This window comes from Fusicatenibacter saccharivorans (assembly GCF_015557635.1).
Lineage (GTDB): Bacteria > Bacillota > Clostridia > Lachnospirales > Lachnospiraceae > Fusicatenibacter > Fusicatenibacter saccharivorans.
In genome coordinates this window covers 67,566-87,598 of the sequence record NZ_JADNOP010000008.1, presented here as the reverse complement: position 1 = coordinate 87,598, position 20,033 = coordinate 67,566, and the positions used below count along the sequence as shown (strand labels likewise).

Sequence of the window (20,033 nt, the reverse complement as noted above, 5' to 3'; positions counted from 1 at the left end):
TTTCTAACCATCTTATATTTTAGATCGAATCATTCTCAGCAGATTCTGCCATTGTCTTCTCACTCTAAAAAAGTTGACTTTTTCAGGATATGCTAATACATAAAAATCATAATTATTTTTAAAACGTACAATCCCCTCTTTTTCTGCCTGCTCCAGTGCTTTTCTATACTGCTGTTGAAATTTTTCTCCTCGTTCTTTATCAAAATCTTCTTTCCATTTTTGGCACTTTATCAAATCCCACTGCGCTGAATTCAGCAGTTTTAACAATGCCGCCTGATAAAGTTCTTTACACCTTTTTTTCTTAAAAAATTTTATTCTTTCTTCCTGTGCATCATATTCGTCAAATCGTTTATTGAGCGTCAAATTTTTTGTTATTCCACACGGATTTGTAAAATAGAAATAAAATACCATATCTGTTACTGCTATTCTCTCACTTCTATAATACAATTGATACGTAATATATTCATCTTCAAATAACCTCCCTTGCGGAAAACGGATTCCATTAAATACTGTTTTCTTAAATAATTTTCCACAACAGGATATATATTTTTCCACGTTTTGACCACAAAAAAGTTTGCTTTCAATTTCCAATCCAGACTGGATTTCCACACAATTCTTGATTTGCAACTCAGCGCATGTATCTACTTCTTCTATCTCAGCAAAACGTTTTAATCCGCAGATAAAGATATCCGCGTTTTCCTCTTTCAAAACTTTCAGCTCTGTTTCAAGCATTTTACTATGCACCACATCATCCGCATCAATAAACATTACGTATTCCCCTGATGCAATTTCTAAGCCCGCATTTCTAGCAGAAGAAAGCCCTCCGTTTTCTTTATGAATCACCGTTATTGTCTTCTGTTTTTCAGCATATTCATCACATATCTCGGCCGAACCGTCTGTTGAACCATCATCCACTAAAATAATTTCATATTCCTGACAACTCTGTGCCAGCACACTGTCGATACACCGTTTTAAATAGCTTTTCCCTTGATAAACCGGAATTATAATACTAACCGTTATCATATCTGATCCATCCTTTTATTTTCAAGTAGATTTTTTCTCCCAAAAGCTTTTTAATCATACGATTCGGAAGATATTTCCAATCATTTTTCTTTTCCTCTAACAATGCCTGACGATGTTTTTTATGATACTCTTTTTCTGCTCTTTCCATCCAGCTTGCATGAAACCAATGAACCGAAATTGTTTTTTTTGATTTTCTTCTATATCCTGTTTCAAAATCAATGGGGCACATACAAATGGATGGTAAAATCATAATATTTCCCTCTAAAATCTGCTGCTTATCCTTTTGTTCCAGTCCGTGTTTCAAAAAGATTTCTGTATTAATAACCGGGCATGTCTTCTTATTTTCTGATCCGTCCTCTAAAATAAACGGGATCGTTTGATACATCTCCATCATTTCATACAACAAACCGCATCCCCGTTCAGCGCCAAATCCAAGCCCCGTAGAAATATATTTTTTATTTTCAAATCCAAAAAAAGCACTGTATTTTAGCAGAAAATCAATCTTTTTCACTAATTCTACATCTGTATCAAAATATATCCCTCCATATTCATACACAACCCGGAGTCTTACATAATCTGTAACAAATGCCCACTTTTTCCTATGATATGCGTCAATTACATACTGCGGGCATTCTTTTATATTAAAATTTTTTTCATTCCATTCTACAATAAGATAGTCTGGACAGAACTTTTGCCAGCTTTGCATGCATCGCCTGACCGAATCTGGAATTGGCTTTCCCCCAAACCAGCAATAATGTATTTTTTTAGGAATCATCTCTCTCACCCACGCATTTCAAATCGTCTAATCGAATTTTTCCCCAGGCATTTACGTTCCAGTTAATCTTTAAAGCATGTTTACTATCCTGAATTTCAAATGTAAATGCCGGAAACACTGCATCCAAGTCATCGTAAGTTCCCATTTCGTTTACATTATAAATCACCAGCAATACGAAATATTTTCCCGGTACAAGTCCACGCAGCAGCAATTCCATTTCCAATATTTTGCTTCTTCCTGCAAAAAAGGATGTAAATTCCTGCAAAATTCCCGCTGCAACAGATCCTCCATCTGCTGATCTTATTTCTGCCCTCACGGATAGATTTGAAATATTTGTTTTGGCCTCAACCGACAAATCAAATTTCAGCTTTTCCTCAAATTCATATACCGGTACCTGTTTGTCCACAAGATGCACATGTGTCATTTTCGCCTTAATAACTGGCGGCAGATGTGCCATTCTCTTATTTTTCAGATCAATATCTACACTTCCGTTTTTAACAGCTGTATCCATATACAAATCAATTGCTCTTTCTACCCCGCCGTCAAATATCAGTTCGCCGTGATCCAGTACAAGGCAGCGGGTGCAAAGCTGACGAATGGTATTCATATTATGACTCACATAAAGAATCGTTTTTTCTTCTGAATTTGCCGCCTTTCCCATCCGTCCAAGACACTTCTGCTGGAATTTCATATCTCCGACAGCCAGAACCTCATCCATAATCATAATTTCACTATCCAGATGAGCTGCCACAGAAAATGCAAGTTTAACATACATCCCACTGGAATATCGTTTTACAGGCGTATCGATAAACTCTCCACATTCGGAAAATGCAATAATCTGATCCAGTTTTTCTCCGATTTCTGCACGGCTCATCCCCAATATTGCCCCATTCATATAAATGTTTTCACGTCCCGTTAATTCCGGATGAAATCCCGTTCCTACTTCAAGCATAGATGCCACACGGCCATTCATTCCAATGCTTCCTTTTGTTGGTGCCGTTACTCTTGACAGCAGTTTCAGCAATGTCGATTTTCCTGCTCCATTGTGTCCGATAATCCCTACTGCTTCTCCTTTTTCTACCTCAAATGAAATATCCTTCAGCGCCATAAAACGTTTTCCATACTCTTGTGTTTTCTGGCCTATTTTCAGTGTCGGATCTTCTTTTTTTCTTATTTTTGCATGGAATCGTTCCAGATCTTCCCGTAATGTTGTTCCCCCGATTGCACCCAGTCTATATTCTTTTGATACATGATCTATTTTGACCATAATCTGTTTTTCTGCCATCCTGTTCTCCTTAAATGGTATCCATAAATGTTCTTTCCACTTTATTGAATAACACAATTCCAAGTACAAATAAGATCATTGTGCTTCCCCACCCCATTCCATAGTATCCTGCATGAAAATATCCTGTTCCGAAAAAAATATAGCGGAATGAAGTGATGATCGGTGTCATTGGATTCAGCATATAAGTCTTCATATATTTTTCAGGTACAAGCCGCAATCCATATGCAACTGGCGTTCCATACTGCCATAATTGTAATCCAAAGCCTATCAGCATCGCCAAATCACGATATTTTGTTGTAAGCGCTGAAACAATAATTCCAACTCCCATCGCCAGCATCATCATCTGAATGATCAATATTGGAAATAGAAAGAGATACCCGGACAATCGAATTTCCATTTTCCCTTTCCATATAAAATACAGCAAAAAAATCAAAAACATGGCAAATTGAATACCGAAGGAAATCAAATTAGATATGGTTGACGCTGCCGGAGATACCAGCCTTGGAAAATATACCTTTCCCATAATAGAACTGTTTGTTATAAATGTGTTTGCCGTACTGCTGACCGTCGATGAAAAATAGCTCCAGCAGATCGTACCTGCCATATAGAACAGAAATGCCGGAATTACGGTTTCTTCTGTTGCTTTCACATCCAGCGTAGTCAGGTTTGCCAGTGAACCAAAAATCACAGTGAACACTATGGTTGTTAACAGGGGCTGTATCACCGCCCACAAAGGCCCTAAAATTGTCTGTTTATATTTTGAAACAAAATCTCTTCTCACAAATAAAAAAATCAGGTCTCTATACTCATATGTTTCCTTTAAATGAAGATTGATCCATTTTGAATTTGCCGTAATAACTGTTTTAAATTGTTGTTCCATCTTTTTCTCTCTAACCTTAAACTTTGATTTTTCTTATAAATATTTTGATTCTTTTCGGTATCATGGAACGAAGTTTTCTCACAAACAGAATTCTGTTTCTTCGTTTCTGATACCACCGTTCCACACATGCATAGTTCTGTTTTTGCAGTTTCATTACTTTCTCCCGCTGCCGTTTCAATGCAGACGGCTGTACCAGCTGTGCATTATATTTTGCTGCCCGCTGATAAGATGACGGATATTTTATAATGTTACTTCCATATTTCGCAAGCATAGTCCTTCCCTGATCATTATTCACAATCAGACAGGAGACTCCTTTTTCTTTCTCTATTTCACCTCCATATTTTTTCAAATATTCCGGGTGCACCAGCTCTATCCCCCAATAATCTCCTATGGTAATATCACCCTGACGATATTCTGATGCAAACGGACAAAAATAGCAGCTCTTCCGGTATGTGTATCCATTTAAAAACATTTGATAATAGGAGCTTTCTTCCGGTTCAAAATATCTTTCTTTCTGACTTCCATCCCTGTTCTCCAATATCATTTTTCCGTATAACTTCCACCCGCTGCTTTTATCTCGAAAATAAAATCCTGCTATTTTTTTTCCTTCTTTCGATTCTATGTATCCTAAATAATTCTGGAATAATTTTGCGCTCGGTACACCATGACATATAATTTCTATTGTATATAAATTTGCATACGTTCTCTGAAGGTATCCTCTCAGTCCTGCTATCTGACAAGGCGTTCCACTAAACAACACAGTCTCGTTATGTTCCAGATGCCGCTTAATTTCAACATATACATTTTCCAAATTGCTTTGTACATATTTTGAACCCTTTAATTTACAAAGTTCCTCTATTTTATCTATCCCGATATGTTTTATTACTAAGTTTTGGTTTTCATAAAGCATAGCACATCCATAGACAATTCCTTTTCTTTTTAGCACTTCCTGCGCCAGCACGGTAAAGATTCCCCCCGAAGCATTTTCTTCCAGATCAGTGTCCTTTGCCTGTGCCGCATACGTTTCTTTTCGTGATTGCTCTTTTTTCTCAAAACTGCAGACTTTTAAACATTTTCCGCACTCCGTACACTTCGATTCATCTATTTTAGGATAATCAAAACCATTTTCATCCTCTTCCATGTAAATCGCATGTCTGGGGCAGCATTTACTGCAGGCTCCGCATCCACAGCAATTTGTCTCATTCTTTTCGGAAATTATATTTCTCATTTACCCTTTTCCCTATTCTAATGCTTCTTTTATTGCTTCAAGCTTTCGATACTGATATCTTGTGTCCGGTTCCAGAAAAGCACCTTCTCCCCATTCATTCCATGCATTAATAAATATTACCGGCTTTTCCTCTTTCCGTGCTCTTTGTACCAGTATTTTCATATATTCAGCAAACTTTTCTACGGAAAATCCACTGACCATAACTCCATGTTTATTTCTTGGCGTATTATCCCAATCCACAAAACACCCCGGCCAAAAATTTTTCTTCCATTTCGCATTTAAAATCAAATCCCATATCTCATCGTAAAAATACATTCCCAGACTCTGCTCTTTCTTCCAATACATTCTTCCTTTCTTCTTTCGACATTTTCGATAAAACGACACCATTTCCTCTCCACAAAATTTTCTGATCAAAGAAATTTTTCTGCTTGTTCCAGGTAGCTCCTGGCTTTCGATATTTCGTGAATATACAGGCTCAAATTCAATTTGATAATCAAAAATATCGTTTCTGTAATACATATCTGAATAATACGCCGGAAATTGAAATGCCAGACATAAATCCGGAAAGCCTTCTTCTTTTGCTCTTCTTCTAAAATACGATGCCATCTTATAAATATCGATCATTTGTTCCGGCTTATAAACAACGAGCAATGGGCACCCATCTACTGTTATATATCGTTCATCTTGAAAAAAATTCAGCAGATACTGAAAGTGCCGTTCCCACTCTTCTTTTCCGCCATAATCCTGCTCCATGATGATTTCCTGATCTCCACCATCCCAGTTCTTACTCCAGTTTTCATTGGCCCAGCAAAAGCAAAATGGGATCTCTATTTTTTTGTTTTTCAGCATTTGTTCCGCCGGTTTTTCCAACAACTTCTCACCATGTTTAAACCAATAATGATAATAGCAAAATCCGAAAATCCCATATTTTTTTGCCAGATTACTCTGCCAGATCTTTACCTGATCATCCATTAAATCATAATAGTTAAGGTCCAGTGGGATTTTGGGCTGATCATGTCCGGAAAATAATGCTTGTGCTTTTCGTACATTTGTCCATTCGGTAAACCCCTCACCCCAGCATTGGTCATTTAATGGTATTGCATGAAACTGAGGCAGGTAAAATGCAATCAGCTTAACTCCTTTCCCATCTTTAACTTCTGCCATTTTTCTTCCCCTCACCTTCTGTTTTTTCCATGATTTTTTCAAAACATTCCAAAAGACATCTCAAACGAGTTTCAAACTGAAAGCTCACATCGCTTTTCTTCTGAATCTCAGCAATTTTTTTGAGTCTCTGATATCTTAATGCACGAAATTTATAAAATTGATATATGCCTTCTCTCCCATATCGTTTCCAGAAATACGTCATCGTTCCATTTATTCGAAGTTTAAATTGTTTTTCATTAAAATCATGCTGTTTATCTAAGGTTGCTCCCTCCAGGTGAATAATTTTTGCCTGTGGTATATTATAAATTTTTTTACCTCTTTTTTTAATTCTCCAGGACAGTTCTTCCTCCTCGGCATACATAAAAAAATCCTCATCAAATCCTTTTAATTGTTCAAAGAATTTTTTCTTCATCATCATGTCTGCCCCAAATATATAGGCAGCTTCTATCTTTTGATTGGTATCATTAAAATCTTTTCTTCGTATCTGCAATGCAGGATGTTTTCTGTATAATTTTTGTTTTGCTTTTGACAGCATCAAATACCGCCAGGATGCATATCTCTTTTCCGTACACAAATCATCAAACTTTAAGCAAAAAGACGGACACGGCATTCTCTCTGGTGTATACAAATTTCCGCCTATACATCCCATATCTGGATTGTTTTTCATCTCTTCCCATAAAATTTTTACTGCATTATTCATCAAAACTGTGTCCGGATTAAGAAAGAATACATAATCCCCCGCTGCGTATTTTGTTCCCAGATTGTTCGCTTTTCCAAATCCAAGATTTGTTTTTGCATCTATCATCTTAACTCTGTTTTCAAATTTCTCCTGTAATCTTTCTGCTTCTTTGTTCTTTGATGCATTATCCACGATAACAATTTCAAATTCTACATCCGCAGTTTGTTGAAATATTGAATTGACACAATCGATTGTTAAGTCTATGGAATTGTAATTAACAATAATAATTGAAACATCCATACGCTATCCTTTCCCTTTTATTTTTTCCTTTATGCTCTCATACCTCTCTTTTCCTAAAATACTTCTGCATATTCTGTTCGGCAGATGAATCATACAGTCCATATTTCTTAGATATTTTCTTTTTTTCTTTTCTTTTTCTGTAAGCCATGATGCTTCAAAATGATGAATCGAATATGTATTATCTGTCAATTCACACTTATGACTTTTCCAATTGATCGGGCAGAAATACTCTGCTGGATAAATATGAAACTTACAAATTTCCTGTTCCACATTTTCTTTCTTCATTCCCAGTTTTACCAGTGCCGCTGTGTTATAATAAGGACACGTTTTTAAATTTTCTTTTTCCTGCTCAACAAAATCAATCTCTTTATAAATGTCCAGCATTGCCTTCACGACCGGATGAAAAGCAGATGCACCAAACCCCTGTCCCGTATTCACATAAACTTCATTACCTTCTTCATCCGCTTTCTTCTCAAATCCGATATAGCCATCTGTCTCTAACAAATCATCCAGTGATCGAATTAGTTCGACATCCGTATCCAGATAGATTCCTCCATACTGATAAATAATATCCAGTCTGGCATAATCGGATACAAATCCCCAGCGTTTTGCCTGATACGCCTGCTCCATATATTTATTTTTATGAACATCATAATTATTGCTGTTCCATTCCATAATTTCATAACCCGGACAATATTTCTGCCAGCTCTTGATACATTGGATCACCAGCAATGGTTTTTCGTTTTCCCCAAACCAACAATAATGAATTTTTTTCGGTATCATATAAACTCCTGGCAATAAATAGAATATTTTTTATAATCTTTATTTAAAATTGCTTTTGCAAGAAAATAATATCTGTCCTTTTTCTTCAGATACTCTTTAAAGTTGGTACAGACAAATTCACATTCCCCTGCAAATACAGCCTTTTTTATTTTTTCCGGCAGCATAACAATCCTCCGGCAGGTAAATACAATCTGTCTCATTACCCTTTGATAATTCTCGTAGTCAAAAGGAATCTCCATTTTCTTTTGAATCTCAGCCATTAACAGCATAATCCAATAAGAATCTACTCTTTTTGGATTTTCATCATGCTTCTGTGTAATACTCTCTCCATGAATTCGATATGCATACACTACATCAGACAAACAATCCACTTTATTCGCCATTGGAAAAATCACAGCTCCGATAATTGCATCCTCATACCAATAGCCCTCCGGAAATTTCAATCCTTCCCACAGTTTTGCTTTCATCACCTTTAAACAGGGGCCTCCCCAATATTGATTTCTTTCTTTTGGCAAATGTTCTTTTTTTATCATTCCTAGAAAACCATTTTTATCAAAGCGATAGCCATTTCCCTCTACAATATCCGCATCTTCCAGATACGCTTTTGACAGCAAACACTCTATTGCATTCGGTAATAAAACATCATCCGAATCAACAAACATAATGTATTTGCTTTTTACTCTTTCAAGTCCTGCATTTCTTGCACCCGAATACCCTTTATTCTCCTGCCGAATAACTTCTACACATGGATTTTTTATGTATTGATTTAAAATTTGCCCGCTTCGATCCGTCGATCCATCGTCAATGGCAATTATCTGAAAGGAATATTTTGTTTTTTGCAGGACGATCGACTCCATACATTCCTTCAGCCAGTTTTCCGAGTTATATACAGGCACTATAATCGTGAGATCATATCGAATCTCTCTGCTCCTGTTTTCAGAAAATACATCCGGCGACACGGGCGGTGCAACATCCATCAGTATTCTCTTCGCATCCTGTGAAGAAAGTGTAATCTTTTCTTCCCGTATTTCATAAGCAATCCATGCCGCTATTCTTTTAAAAAGCATTTTCAACCTCCCTTTAAATCAGGCTGAATATCCACCACCAGTTTTTCTTTATCATATACAACAATATTTTTTGTTTTTCGGGCACATCAAGTTCCTGTATTTTTAATGGACATTTTCTCACTACAGGATCATTCAACAGTTTCTTACAGTACACTTTTCGCTCCCTCCTGTCTGTCATTTTACCTCTTTCCTTCAGTCCAACTAATATAACAAACCATGTCAGCCAGTTCAATTGCTGCTCAAAACAATACTCTTTTCTATTTTTGAATTCTATCTCTGCATGTTCTATTATTTTCTTACACGATTCCCATCTTCCCTCTCGAAATGATTTCGAAATAGAATCTGGATTATACCAGTAATGATAAATTCCGGCTTCTTCTTTATAGTAAAATTTTTGTGTACATAAAATCACTTTTGCACTGAAAAGGATGTCTTCACTAAACTTAATCTCTTCGAAAAAAAATATCTGATTTTTCTTCAAAAAATCCGTTCTGTACAATGCTCCCCATGCCCCAACAACAGGTCCCAAAGTTAATTGCCTCGTAGCCAGCAGTCTTGGATATATTTCTTGTAAAATTCTCTTTCTATCATAAATTCCTCCCTGCATTTCTCTTACTGTTTCCACCCGACATGGAACATTTCTTTCCAGCCCTGGCCATTCTGTCCGCAATGCTCTATATCTGACGAAATCTACCTGATATTTCTGCGCCAGCTCATAGAGCTGCTGCAGTCCGTCTTTTTCCAGCCAGTCATCACTGTCCAAAAAGAAAATATATTTTCCAGTTGCCACTGTTATTCCCCTGTTTCTTGCAGACGCAAGTCCTCCATTTTTTTTATGAATCACTCGCACTCTTCTATCTTTTTCCGCATATTGATCGCATAAAACCGGACTCCGATCCGGTGATCCATCATCAATCAATATGATTTCTATATTTTCTACCGTTTGATTCCGCACGCTGTTTACACAACGTTCTATGTAGGCTTCGACGTTATAAACGGGGATCACAACAGATATTACCGGCCTATTCATTTTTCTTTTCTCCTGTTATTTTCGCTAAATATTCTTCTGCTTCTTTCCTCTCTTTCTGCAGGATGGACTCGATCCTTTGCCAGTTTATCTTTTTTGCTGTCTGCAGTTTTTTCACATGATCCATCTTCCTGTCCTCCACTCCAAATACTTTCAATAAATCATTCATCCGCGTATTGATACGTTCTTTTCTTTCGATCACAAAAAATTCTTTATGGAAAATTAATGCAAACGCTGTTGCATGAAATGAATTAGAAACTACAGCTTCCGCATTTAAAATTAAATTTACAAATTCCAACGGCCCAATATCTGCACATACTTTGTCACAGATTTCTGTTTTAAAAACCGACCAGATCTCTGTTTTTGTTTTTTTAGAAATTTTTTCCGCAATTTCCTCTGCCACGCAGTTTTTATCAAAATCATAAAGCAGCACATACTTTTTATTCGTCTCTGTTTCCGGCAGTATTTTTTTCCACTGACACTGTTTCAGCAAAAAAACGGGATCACAATTTCTTTGAGACTGAAGTCCCATTTGCTTCACCAATGCAGCTCCTGTCTGCTCTCTGACCGAAACAGCATCAAAGGATTTAAGCCATTTCTTCATACGCTGTCGGTCTTCTTCTTTTAACTCATCAACTGCAAAACTCGCCGCATACGATGCCCTTCTTCCCTTTTCCGTAAATTGCAGAAAGAATGCAGGATCTTTTCCATTTGGGAAGATTGGATTCCATATCTGATCGCTCCCTGCCAGATACAGGTCTGCTTCTTCTATATTTTTTAGTTCTTCACACGTTCTATATGTTGTATCTGTCAGTTCTAACGCATTTTTCCGGAAAGCATCAAATCTATATTTTCTTTTACTGAATAATTTTTTTATTCTTCCTGGCATCTTCACCAGCAAATAAATCTCTCGAATTCCTGCCCTGTCATATTCTGGATTATTTACCGCTTTCAGACTATAATGCCTGCTTAGGTAGTCCGGCTTATAGTCAATAATTTTCACCTCATGACCGCAGTCTTTCAAATATTGCATTAATGCATATGCCTGTAAGCTTGCGCCTGCATTATATACATCATGGCAAGTGATAATTCGTATTCTCATTTCTATCCTCTGCAAATACACTCTATTTTGTTGATTTCCTGCCTGTTAGAATAATCCTTTTTCCTGCACTCCTGCACCAGCTTTTCAAGCCGTTTCGGTTCCCGTAATATTTCACTGATTTTTTCTCCACACGCTCTGTTTTCCAGCGGCACTATGATTCCATCTATTCCGTTTCTCAGCTGACTTTCTGCTGTTGGATATCCCGTAATAATCACCGGTTTTCCAAGCATTTGAGCTTCCCTTACAGCTACACAATTCCCCTCATATCTTGATGGCTGCACATAAACATCACACGCCCTGATATATGGATATGGATTCTCTTTTTTCCCCAGAATTTTTACATATTGTTTCATTCCCATCTCACATATTCTTTTACGGATTTGCTTTTCATTTTTCCCAAAACCAATTAAATACCAGGTTACTTCCAATCCATTCTGTCTGATTTGCCGACAGATATCCGGCACATTATCAAAATTTTTAGCATAGCAGAACCTGCCAATTGACAATATTTTTATCCCCGATGCATTCATTTCTTTTTCCACTGAAAAACTTTCTGCCTGTCTTTTGATGAGCTGTTCCGGCAAAATATTTTTTATCAATATCATTCTATTTTTTAATGTAGGAAATTTCTTCAAAAATTCTTTTGTAACTGCCTCTGAGATAGATGTGATATAATCATATGCCTTCCACATTTTTGTTTCGGATAAAATATCAATCTGCACCTGGGAATAGTCCGTATGGATCCATGCGATCTTTTTCTTAGCATTTACTTTCTTCGTCACAATATAATGTGGTGTCAGAAAACTTACCGCCAGATCATACTCCTTTTGGGGTTGTATTCGCGGCATAAAAGGACTGGTATATTTATGGCTATATTCTAAATTCACATCACTGTCTCGGTAATTATGCTTATGATCATAAATCGCTGCCGCTGTTTTTCCATATAGCCTTGCCATTGTTAATAAAACATGTCCCTCTTTTAAAGTTGCCTTCATTGGGTGCGCCAAAACTGTATACGCAGCTTTTTGCGGAAGCAGATGGACTTTATCCGGAATCGCATCCATTAATTCTCCTTCCTGACGAAGCAAAAAAAGATCTATTTCCCATTTGCTTTCATCCAGTGCTTCTAAAAATCCTATCAGACTTCTTTCCGCACCACCCAATTCCAACGCATGTGATACAAGTAACATTGTTCTCTTCATATTCGAAACCTCTTAAATACATCTACTCCCCAAATCCTATGAATCGGTCTTGTTATCTTCCCTCGCAATTTTTGTGTCCTGTTCAACCAGGATGCCGCATACCAGTGAATAGAAAACGTATCTGCTGTTTTTTCCAGCTTTCCCGTTGCACTGTCATATGGATTCAAAACATTCACCGGATATACTGCCGCTTCCCATATTTTTTGCTTCTGCCCATTCTGTTTTAAGCCTAATGCTGTCAATGCTTTTGTATTCAGTTCCGGACACATTTTTACTCCATTTTTTCCATCCAGCAGTGCATCATATTCTTTCAGCATCGCCTGAATTACTGTTCCATGCGCAATGGACCCAAAGCCCAGTCCCGTATTTACATACCGCTTATTTTCAAATCCGAAATATGCATCTTCCTGCAATAGCTTTTCCAGTGGCCGAATCACTTCCACGTCTGTATCCAAATAGATGCCTCCATATTTTTCCACCGCCCAAAGTCTGACATAATCGCTTAAATATGCATACTTTTTTTCCGCATAGCACATTCGTGTATATCCATTCATGTCTATGTCAAAATTTTCTTCATTCCATTCGATCATTTCATAGTCCGGGCAATACTGATGCCAGCTTTCTATGCACTTTAAAGCTAATCGGGATTTCTTCCCTTTCCCAAACCAACAATAATGTATTTTCTTCGGTATCATGTATCCATCCCTTTCTATCACATCTTTTATTCACTGGCTATCATTCCTGCATTGCTTTCTAATTTTCTTTTATGAAAATAGTCATAGACTTTCTCTGGCAAAATTCCCACAAGAATTGGCCGCATCGTATATAGGTATCCGCTTATCGGCAGCCCCAGTTTTCGGACCGCTATTCCTTTTACGTAGGCCTCATTTATTCTGTATCGAAGCTTTCTTCTCTTATATGCTGCTCTGTCATCCCGCATGAGATAAAGCTGTTTTGGAATATTTTTACCTCTGTATCCCGCCTCATATATTTTTATCCATAAATGATAATCTTCTACCCGTAAAATACTTTTTTTCTCTGTGTATCCAGCCACTGCATCGTATGCTTCTTTTCTTACCATACATGGTGCATGGCAAAACGGAGATCCATACAGAAAATCCTTTTTCTTTGGATATTCCGGATGACTTATCTTTCCCCATATTCCTGTTTGATCAAAATATCCCATATCTGTGCTTACGATTGAAATTGTTTTCTCTGTTTCCAATGTTTCATATTCAGCCGCAAATCGTTCCGGCAGACAGATATCATCCCCATCCATTCTTGCAATGTACTTTCCTTTGGCCGCTTTCAGACATCGGTTCAAGGTATAATTAAGTCCCCTGTTTTCTCTGTTTCTCAGTAAGATCATTTTTTCCGGATATCTTTTCCTATAAAGCTCTGCCACTTCGTACGTTGCATCGGATGATCCATCATCGCACATAATCAACTCCCATTCTTTCATTGTCTGGTTTAAAATCGATTCAATTGCTTCTGACAGCGTATCCGCACAGTTATACATTCCCATAATTACACTGATCTCTGGATTTTTCATATAAGCCCCCATATAAAATGCATCTGATAATAAAAGAATCCAATATATCCTAAAACAGCAGCACTTTTTATAATTTTCGCCGAATTCTCTGTAAAAATATGTTCCATTTCCCAGGGAAGCAAAATGGACGCAGAATACACAGATCCATAAGAAATCAGCCGTCCTATGAATATACCGGAAGTTTTCATCGATACAACTGCAATTCCACTTGTTAGGATTGAGAAGTTTGTCATAATGTTAATTACCGGGTTATCCGCTTCTTTGATCTGCCTGCTTCCAACCACAGAAAAAATCATAGGAATAGAATAGACGAATACTCTGATTGGATTGGTTCCATTATCCTCCCACTCTTTCCAGTCCGTTACCATATTAGAATACTGTGTATTTGACAGCGCATCGTTCATCCCATCTGTAAACCTGTTTACAAATATCAGTATTAAAATGCATCCTAAAATACACAGCACACTCTTTTTATTCCATGCTTTCCCCTGCACAATAAAGATAATCGGTACCATAAGAAGCGCTGACGCATGGAACGTTGCCCCTAACAGGATAATTACTGTCAGTGATACATATTTTCTTTTCAGAAGCAATGGAAATCCCGCCATAATAATTGCAATTGCCAAAAACTGGCGAATACCATTCTGACACCAGGACATGTAATCCGTTCCTGCAACAAAAATAAATATACTCATCCAATAGTTTTCACTATATTTCCGGTAGATAAATGCCATGCATAATATTTGTACTGCAGCTATGATCAGAAAAAAACAAACAGGTGAATTTCCAATAAAGCTTTTTAAAACCACCATGAAAACGGAAAAACCTTTATCTTTTTTTATTCCCTGAAGATAGAATGGGAGCTCAGCTATCCTATTCGGTGCTTCGCTGAAAACTCTCCGGTATGCATAGGTGTCTCCAAAATTATCAGATCGTAATGCTGCTGCTATTATGTACGGAATCACCAGCAGCACCGCCGGTGCCATCTGCCATCTTTCTTCGATCCTTCCCATAACGATCTCCTGCTTTTTCGGCAGAAATCTTGTCAAAATTATCCCTGCTGTCAAAATCCAAATTAATTGAAACCAATAGTTCGTTATGGACATCTTTCACATCTCTCCTTTTGTTTTACTAAAAGTCTCTTTTTTCATCCTCTCGCAGACTCTGCACTGTTTTCTCCACCACAACTTCTTTCCGAAACTCTCTCTCTATCTTCTCTCTCCCCGCCTGTCCCATCTGCTCTCGTTCTTCTCTGCTGCAATGCAGCATCTCTTTCATTGCGTCATACAGCATCTCTTTATTTTTTACCTCAACCAGCAGACCGCTTTTCCCATTTTCTACGCTCTCCCTGCACCCCGGAATATTGCTTGTGATGACTGGGCGGCCTGTGGCGGCGGCTTCTAAAAGGACATTACTCATTCCCTCATGGTAACTGGGGAGCACTACGCAGTCTGCTTCTATGTAAAACGGACGTGGATCCGACTGAAAGCCGTAGAAATGGGCGATGCTGTGTTTTTCCAGTTCTTTTACCTGCTCTTTGTATTCATCTTCAAAAAAACCAACCAGATCAAGGACAAAGTTTTCGTTTTCTTTTTTCAGATGCCGGACGGCATAAAACAGTTCGTCGATTCCTTTTTCTTTCATAATTCGTCCAAGATACAGGAAATGGATTCGTGTGTGCTTCGGATAAGGCTGCATTTTGTATCTTTCCAGATTAATTCCTGCCCCGGCCAGGACGATCTGGCGATCGGCGGATATGATTTTTCTTTTACAAAATTCACTGGCATTTTCTTTGTTTTCAAAAAAGACGTATTTCACTTTTTGGAACGCTTTTCGATATAAAATTGTAACAAGCCCAGTTAAGACTGGTTTTTGAAATGCTGTTCCCAACCCCTGTACATTGGCATAATACGGAATTTACTTTTGGCCGCTGAGCAGGCCTATGTAGATATTCGGTTTTATGGAATAGGTGAGTATAAGATCTGGTTTCACTTTTTTCAGCAGACGCTCATAATCCCATAGCAGCTTTGCTTCCGTAAATGGATTCACCCCACGGCGGTTCATGGATATTGGAATGCACTGGATTCCCATGTTCTGGAAATCTTCTTCATGCCCGACAAATGGCATCGCCAGAATCACTTCATACTCTTTCTGCAATGCTTCCGCCAGTTCTCTTCGAAACTGCCAGAACATATACGAATGGTTTGTTACAATCAGAAGTCGTTTTTTCATTGCTCTTTCCCGTTTCATGTAATATCCCGCATCATTTAATTACTTATTTCATTATTTCTTTTGCAAATTATATCATCTTCCCATTAATATGCAATTACTTTTCTCATTATTTTCCAGTAATTTTCTTTCGTTTTCGACAGCATCCACTTTGCTTTTACTTTTTTCTTCTCTCTTCCCCATTTACTGCCATCTGTTTTCCATCATTCCCTCATGAATTCCATCCTGCCGCAGTACCGCGCCGGCTGTCTTACAGAGGCATTCGAGATCCATTCCTAATGCAATGTGATGCACATAATATCCGTCCAGTTCCGCTTTCTCCCGGATCGGAAGTTCATCCCGCCCATGGATCTGTGCCCAGCCGGTGAGGCCCGGACGGACACTGTTTGCGCCGTACCGCTCCCGCTCAGAGATCAGATCCTCCTGATTCCAGAGCGCCGGACGCGGACCGACGAGCGCCATGTCGCCTTTTAAAATATTGAAGAGCTGCGGCAGCTCATCGAGGGATGTTTTCCTGAGAAAGCGTCCGACTCTTGTGATAAAGAGATCGGGATGATTCAGCAGATGTGTCGGCATATCATGCGGCGTGTCGATGCGCATCGTGCGGAACTTGTATATGCAAAAATACTGCCCGTTCCGGCCCACCCGCTTCTGCCGGAACAGCACCGGTCCCGGAGAATCCAGGCGGACTGCAATGCCGACTCCCAGCAGCAGCCACGATAATGCTGCCGTTCCCACAAGCGCCAGCAGACGGTCCAACAGATTTTTCAGATACTTTTGATAAACTTCTTTTTTCTTCTCCCTCATGCTTTTCCTCCCTGCTCCCTTGCTGTCCGGTCACTGTTCCGGCGTTCCTTCTCTTTCCCATAGCCGTACTTTCCGTAACCGTAACCATATTTTCCATACCCGTAGCCGCCATAGCTGCTGTATCCGTAGCCCGTCGTGCCCTCCTGCACGCCGTTCAGCACATAGCCGCAGACCGGAACCTGCGAATCCTCGAAAAATTCCAGCGCGCGCCGGACTTCCCGGTCTTTCGTTGTTCCCTGATGTACCACGAGAACTGCTCCGTCGGCAATTCCGCCGAACAGTGCCGCATCCGAAAGCACTCCGCACGGCGGCGTGTCGATGATCAGAAGATCGGCCTCTTCTTTCAGGCTTTCGATCATGGTCTTCATCCGTACCGAGCGCAGCAGCCCTGCAGGATTCTGCGTGCTTCCCGCTCCCGGCAGGATTTTCAGCGTCAGATCCCGGCAGTCGGTAAGTGCCTCCTCCCAATCCATCTGTCCCTTCAGCACGGCAGCAATTCCACGCTCTTTCCGTCCGATCAATCCCATACACTTCATCACCGAAGGATTCCGCAGATCTCCGTCCAGCAGTACTACGCGGTATTTCTTCTTCGCAAACGCCTCCGCCAGGTTCACGGCAACCGTCGTCTTTCCCTCCCCCGGCACGGCACTCGTCACAAGAAGGACCGGACAGTCACTTTTTCCGATTATTCTGTTCTCCATCCTTGTCCGGATCAGCTGCACCGCCTCTTTGAAGGCATCCGGCACTTTTGGATTGCAGATGGTAATGGTCTGTTCCTTTACGCTGCTTCTTTTTTTGATCTTCGCCTGCGGCAGATTTCCAAGGAATGCCGCATTCGTCAGCTTCTTAATATCATCCGCCCAATGGATGGTTTTTCTTGTTCTCACATAGAGGAACAGCAGCAGGAAGGCCGCTGCAAGTCCTGCTGCTGCACCATACGTGCCGGCCCGCAACGCATCCTGGCTGTTAACCGGCACTGCCGGAACACCGCTTTCATCCACCACCGTCAGTGTCGTCGCACCAATGATATACTCTGCCACCTCCGGATAATTCGTGATAACGGATTTCATCACCCGATACGCCGTCTCCGGTGACGCGTCCCGCACACGGATAGTAAAAAGATTGGTATTTTCCATCACGCTCGCCTGAATTTCTGATGTCACCGCCCCGATTCCAAGATCCCGCGCTACAACATCCTTCAGTACGCCGCTTGTCACAAGATACGGAAAGGTCTTTCCAAGCTGCTCTGCCGTTACATTATCGTAATAAGAATAACCGACCGCACGGTTCGATCCGACCACGAACGATGTATATGCCTCATAGACCGGCTGATACCGCAGCTTTGCCGTCAGAAAGGAGCCGCCTCCTGCAAGGATTACAAGTGCCAGCACACCAAAGAAAAATTTCTGGAACGCCTGGAAATACTCCGCCAGAAAGGCGATCAGATCTATTTTCTCTGGTTCCGCTGCGGAATAGGTTTCATACGTTTCTCTGTTCATGCTCTTTTGCTCCCTCTCATCGTTCTGCCCTGCTATAGGCGCCGTATCCGTAACCGTAACCATAGCTGCCTCCGATCCGCTCGCCGAATCCCGGATAAACATTGCCGAACACACAGCCGATGACCTTTTCTTCTTTCTGGTTCAGCGCGTCGATGGCATCGTTGATGTCCCGTGTCAGCACGCCGTCCTGCCGAACGGCAAGAACCGCACCATCAGCCAGCTCCACAAGCTCCTCCGCATCCGCGGCCGCGCCCATCGGCGGCGTATCCAGAATAATATAATCCATGTTTGTCCGGCACATATCCAGAATCCGCCGGAAAATTTCACCGCCGACTGCTTCCGACGGTTCCTCCAGCCGTTCCCGGCAGATGCCCATGTAAACATTCGTATCCTTATATTTTTCAAAAACGCTGGACGCCGGCTCCTTTCCGGCTGCTACCTGTCCGAAATCTTTTCCGGCCTTTTGCGGAAGTTCAAAAATCTTATACAGCGCCGGCTGACGAAAATCACAGTCCAGAAGAAGGACACGGTTCTGTTCCTCTGAAAGGGCAAGCGCCAGATTGGCGGCAAGCGTCGACTTTCCTTCATTTTCCGCCACACTGGTCACCAGCAGCACTTTTCCCCCTCTCCGGTCGAGTCTTCCGCGCACACGGGAAGCAATGCGCTTCAGGGATTCCACATAGGGAAAGCTCCGCGCCGGATTCGTGATCAGCATGGAGCTGTTTTTCCTCTTTTTTTCATGGTACACGGTTCCCAGCAGATCCGCATCAATCTTGCGGCCAAATTCCGTTTCATTTTTGACGGTATCCCGCAGAAAGGAAAAGAAGCCCACCAGCGCCGCCGTACCAAGCGCGGCCGCCAGAAATGCCATTGCAGCGTACTTTTCCGTCGGAATCCGGTTCGACGGATTGCCGGAAACCTGCGGCTGCTGCAGTGTCTCCAATACTACATTGGGAATAATATAATCTGAAATGGTTGTGTAATTCTTCAGCACCGACCGCAGTACCCGAAAGGCTGTTTCCGGCGAATCGGCTGTCACGGAAAGCTCCATTAAATTGGATTCCGGCACAATTGAAGCGCTCATGTCCGCCGGAAAGGATGAGCATCCCAGCTCCTCCATCACTTTTTTCTTTAAAATATTGTTTTCCAGAATCGCCTGAAATTTCTGCGTCATCTCATACGTCGAAGAAAGGCTCGATGCTGCATTTGCATTCTCGCCGCGCCCCATCACGGCAAACGTGGTTTTCACCGTGTACTGATCCCGATGGACTGCCGTCAGCACCGTGTAGGTTATCATCGCCGCCGAACAGGCAATCAGAAGGATGATCCACCAGTTTTTTGCCATATCACACAGAATGCTCCGAAGATCCCAGTCTGCTTCGCCGTTCTGTCCGTTTCCTGTTCTGTCGTATTCTCCCATCTGGAACCTCC

Annotated in this window: 20 protein-coding genes; all 20 read right to left on the bottom strand. The window is 40.5% G+C overall.

The features are described from left to right. Positions 1-12: 12 nt before the first annotated feature. Entirely contained in the window at positions 13-1,023 is a 1,011-nt protein-coding gene (locus I2G42_RS08430) for a glycosyltransferase family 2 protein (RefSeq protein ID WP_195530950.1), read from the bottom strand. Further along, positions 1,010-1,798: a glycosyltransferase family 32 protein gene (locus I2G42_RS08425; RefSeq protein WP_070103219.1), complete on the bottom strand. Its 789-nt coding sequence runs from the start codon at positions 1,796-1,798 to the stop codon at positions 1,010-1,012. The genes I2G42_RS08430 and I2G42_RS08425 overlap by 14 nt, the downstream gene beginning before the upstream one ends. Then, complete coding sequence (locus I2G42_RS08420) at positions 1,788-3,083, bottom strand: ABC transporter ATP-binding protein (protein ID WP_055227934.1); 1,296 nt, start codon at positions 3,081-3,083, stop codon at positions 1,788-1,790. The genes I2G42_RS08425 and I2G42_RS08420 overlap by 11 nt, the downstream gene beginning before the upstream one ends. Positions 3,084-3,093: 10 nt before the next feature. Beyond that, the gene (locus I2G42_RS08415; protein ID WP_055227933.1) at positions 3,094-3,963 is read right to left on the bottom strand and encodes an ABC transporter permease; all 870 of its coding nucleotides are present in this window, start codon (positions 3,961-3,963) and stop codon (positions 3,094-3,096) included. A gap of 16 nt (positions 3,964-3,979) precedes the next feature. Next, positions 3,980-5,191 (bottom strand): Coenzyme F420 hydrogenase/dehydrogenase, beta subunit C-terminal domain, encoded by a 1,212-nt coding sequence (locus I2G42_RS08410; protein WP_055227932.1) that lies wholly within the window; start codon positions 5,189-5,191, stop codon positions 3,980-3,982. 12 nt (positions 5,192-5,203) lie between these two features. Next, positions 5,204-6,355, bottom strand: a complete 1,152-nt coding sequence (locus tag I2G42_RS08405) for a glycosyltransferase WbsX family protein (protein ID WP_055227931.1) — start codon at positions 6,353-6,355, stop codon at positions 5,204-5,206. Continuing rightward, complete coding sequence (locus I2G42_RS08400; protein WP_055227930.1) at positions 6,342-7,334, bottom strand: glycosyltransferase family 2 protein; 993 nt, start codon at positions 7,332-7,334, stop codon at positions 6,342-6,344. Before I2G42_RS08400 ends, I2G42_RS08405 begins: the two co-directional genes overlap by 14 nt. A 3-nt stretch (positions 7,335-7,337) precedes the next feature. Next, positions 7,338-8,117 (bottom strand): glycosyltransferase family 32 protein, encoded by a 780-nt coding sequence (locus I2G42_RS08395; protein ID WP_055227929.1) that lies wholly within the window; start codon positions 8,115-8,117, stop codon positions 7,338-7,340. Then, complete coding sequence (locus I2G42_RS08390) at positions 8,114-9,184, bottom strand: glycosyltransferase family 2 protein (RefSeq protein WP_055227928.1); 1,071 nt, start codon at positions 9,182-9,184, stop codon at positions 8,114-8,116. Before I2G42_RS08390 ends, I2G42_RS08395 begins: the two co-directional genes overlap by 4 nt. Positions 9,185-9,197: 13 nt before the next feature. Then, positions 9,198-10,214, bottom strand: a complete 1,017-nt coding sequence (locus I2G42_RS08385) for a glycosyltransferase family 2 protein (RefSeq protein ID WP_055227927.1) — start codon at positions 10,212-10,214, stop codon at positions 9,198-9,200. Next, positions 10,207-11,313, bottom strand: coding sequence for a polysaccharide pyruvyl transferase family protein (locus I2G42_RS08380; RefSeq protein WP_055227926.1), 1,107 nt, complete (start codon positions 11,311-11,313; stop codon positions 10,207-10,209). The genes I2G42_RS08385 and I2G42_RS08380 overlap by 8 nt, the downstream gene beginning before the upstream one ends. Before the next feature lie 2 nt (positions 11,314-11,315). Further along, a complete protein-coding gene (locus I2G42_RS08375; protein WP_195530949.1) occupies positions 11,316-12,515 on the bottom strand; it encodes a glycosyltransferase in 1,200 nt (399 codons plus the stop codon). After that, positions 12,512-13,210: a glycosyltransferase family 32 protein gene (locus I2G42_RS08370; protein WP_055227924.1), complete on the bottom strand. Its 699-nt coding sequence runs from the start codon at positions 13,208-13,210 to the stop codon at positions 12,512-12,514. The genes I2G42_RS08375 and I2G42_RS08370 overlap by 4 nt, the downstream gene beginning before the upstream one ends. A gap of 26 nt (positions 13,211-13,236) precedes the next feature. Next, positions 13,237-14,067: a glycosyltransferase family 2 protein gene (locus I2G42_RS08365; RefSeq protein WP_055227923.1), complete on the bottom strand. Its 831-nt coding sequence runs from the start codon at positions 14,065-14,067 to the stop codon at positions 13,237-13,239. Then, the gene (locus tag I2G42_RS08360; protein WP_167622839.1) at positions 14,064-15,080 is read right to left on the bottom strand and encodes an EpsG family protein; all 1,017 of its coding nucleotides are present in this window, start codon (positions 15,078-15,080) and stop codon (positions 14,064-14,066) included. The genes I2G42_RS08365 and I2G42_RS08360 overlap by 4 nt, the downstream gene beginning before the upstream one ends. A gap of 118 nt (positions 15,081-15,198) precedes the next feature. Continuing rightward, the gene (locus I2G42_RS16255) at positions 15,199-15,885 is read right to left on the bottom strand and encodes a glycosyltransferase (RefSeq protein ID WP_330611293.1); all 687 of its coding nucleotides are present in this window, start codon (positions 15,883-15,885) and stop codon (positions 15,199-15,201) included. 99 nt (positions 15,886-15,984) lie between these two features. Then, positions 15,985-16,299, bottom strand: coding sequence for a glycosyltransferase (locus I2G42_RS16250; protein ID WP_207741849.1), 315 nt, complete (start codon positions 16,297-16,299; stop codon positions 15,985-15,987). 180 nt (positions 16,300-16,479) lie between these two features. Continuing rightward, complete coding sequence (locus I2G42_RS08350; RefSeq protein WP_055227921.1) at positions 16,480-17,103, bottom strand: sugar transferase; 624 nt, start codon at positions 17,101-17,103, stop codon at positions 16,480-16,482. Next, positions 17,100-18,665, bottom strand: a complete 1,566-nt coding sequence (locus tag I2G42_RS08345; RefSeq protein WP_207741847.1) for a polysaccharide biosynthesis tyrosine autokinase — start codon at positions 18,663-18,665, stop codon at positions 17,100-17,102. Before I2G42_RS08345 ends, I2G42_RS08350 begins: the two co-directional genes overlap by 4 nt. Further along, entirely contained in the window at positions 18,619-20,022 is a 1,404-nt protein-coding gene (locus I2G42_RS08340) for a polysaccharide biosynthesis tyrosine autokinase (RefSeq protein WP_055227919.1), read from the bottom strand. Before I2G42_RS08340 ends, I2G42_RS08345 begins: the two co-directional genes overlap by 47 nt. Positions 20,023-20,033 lie beyond the last annotated feature (11 nt).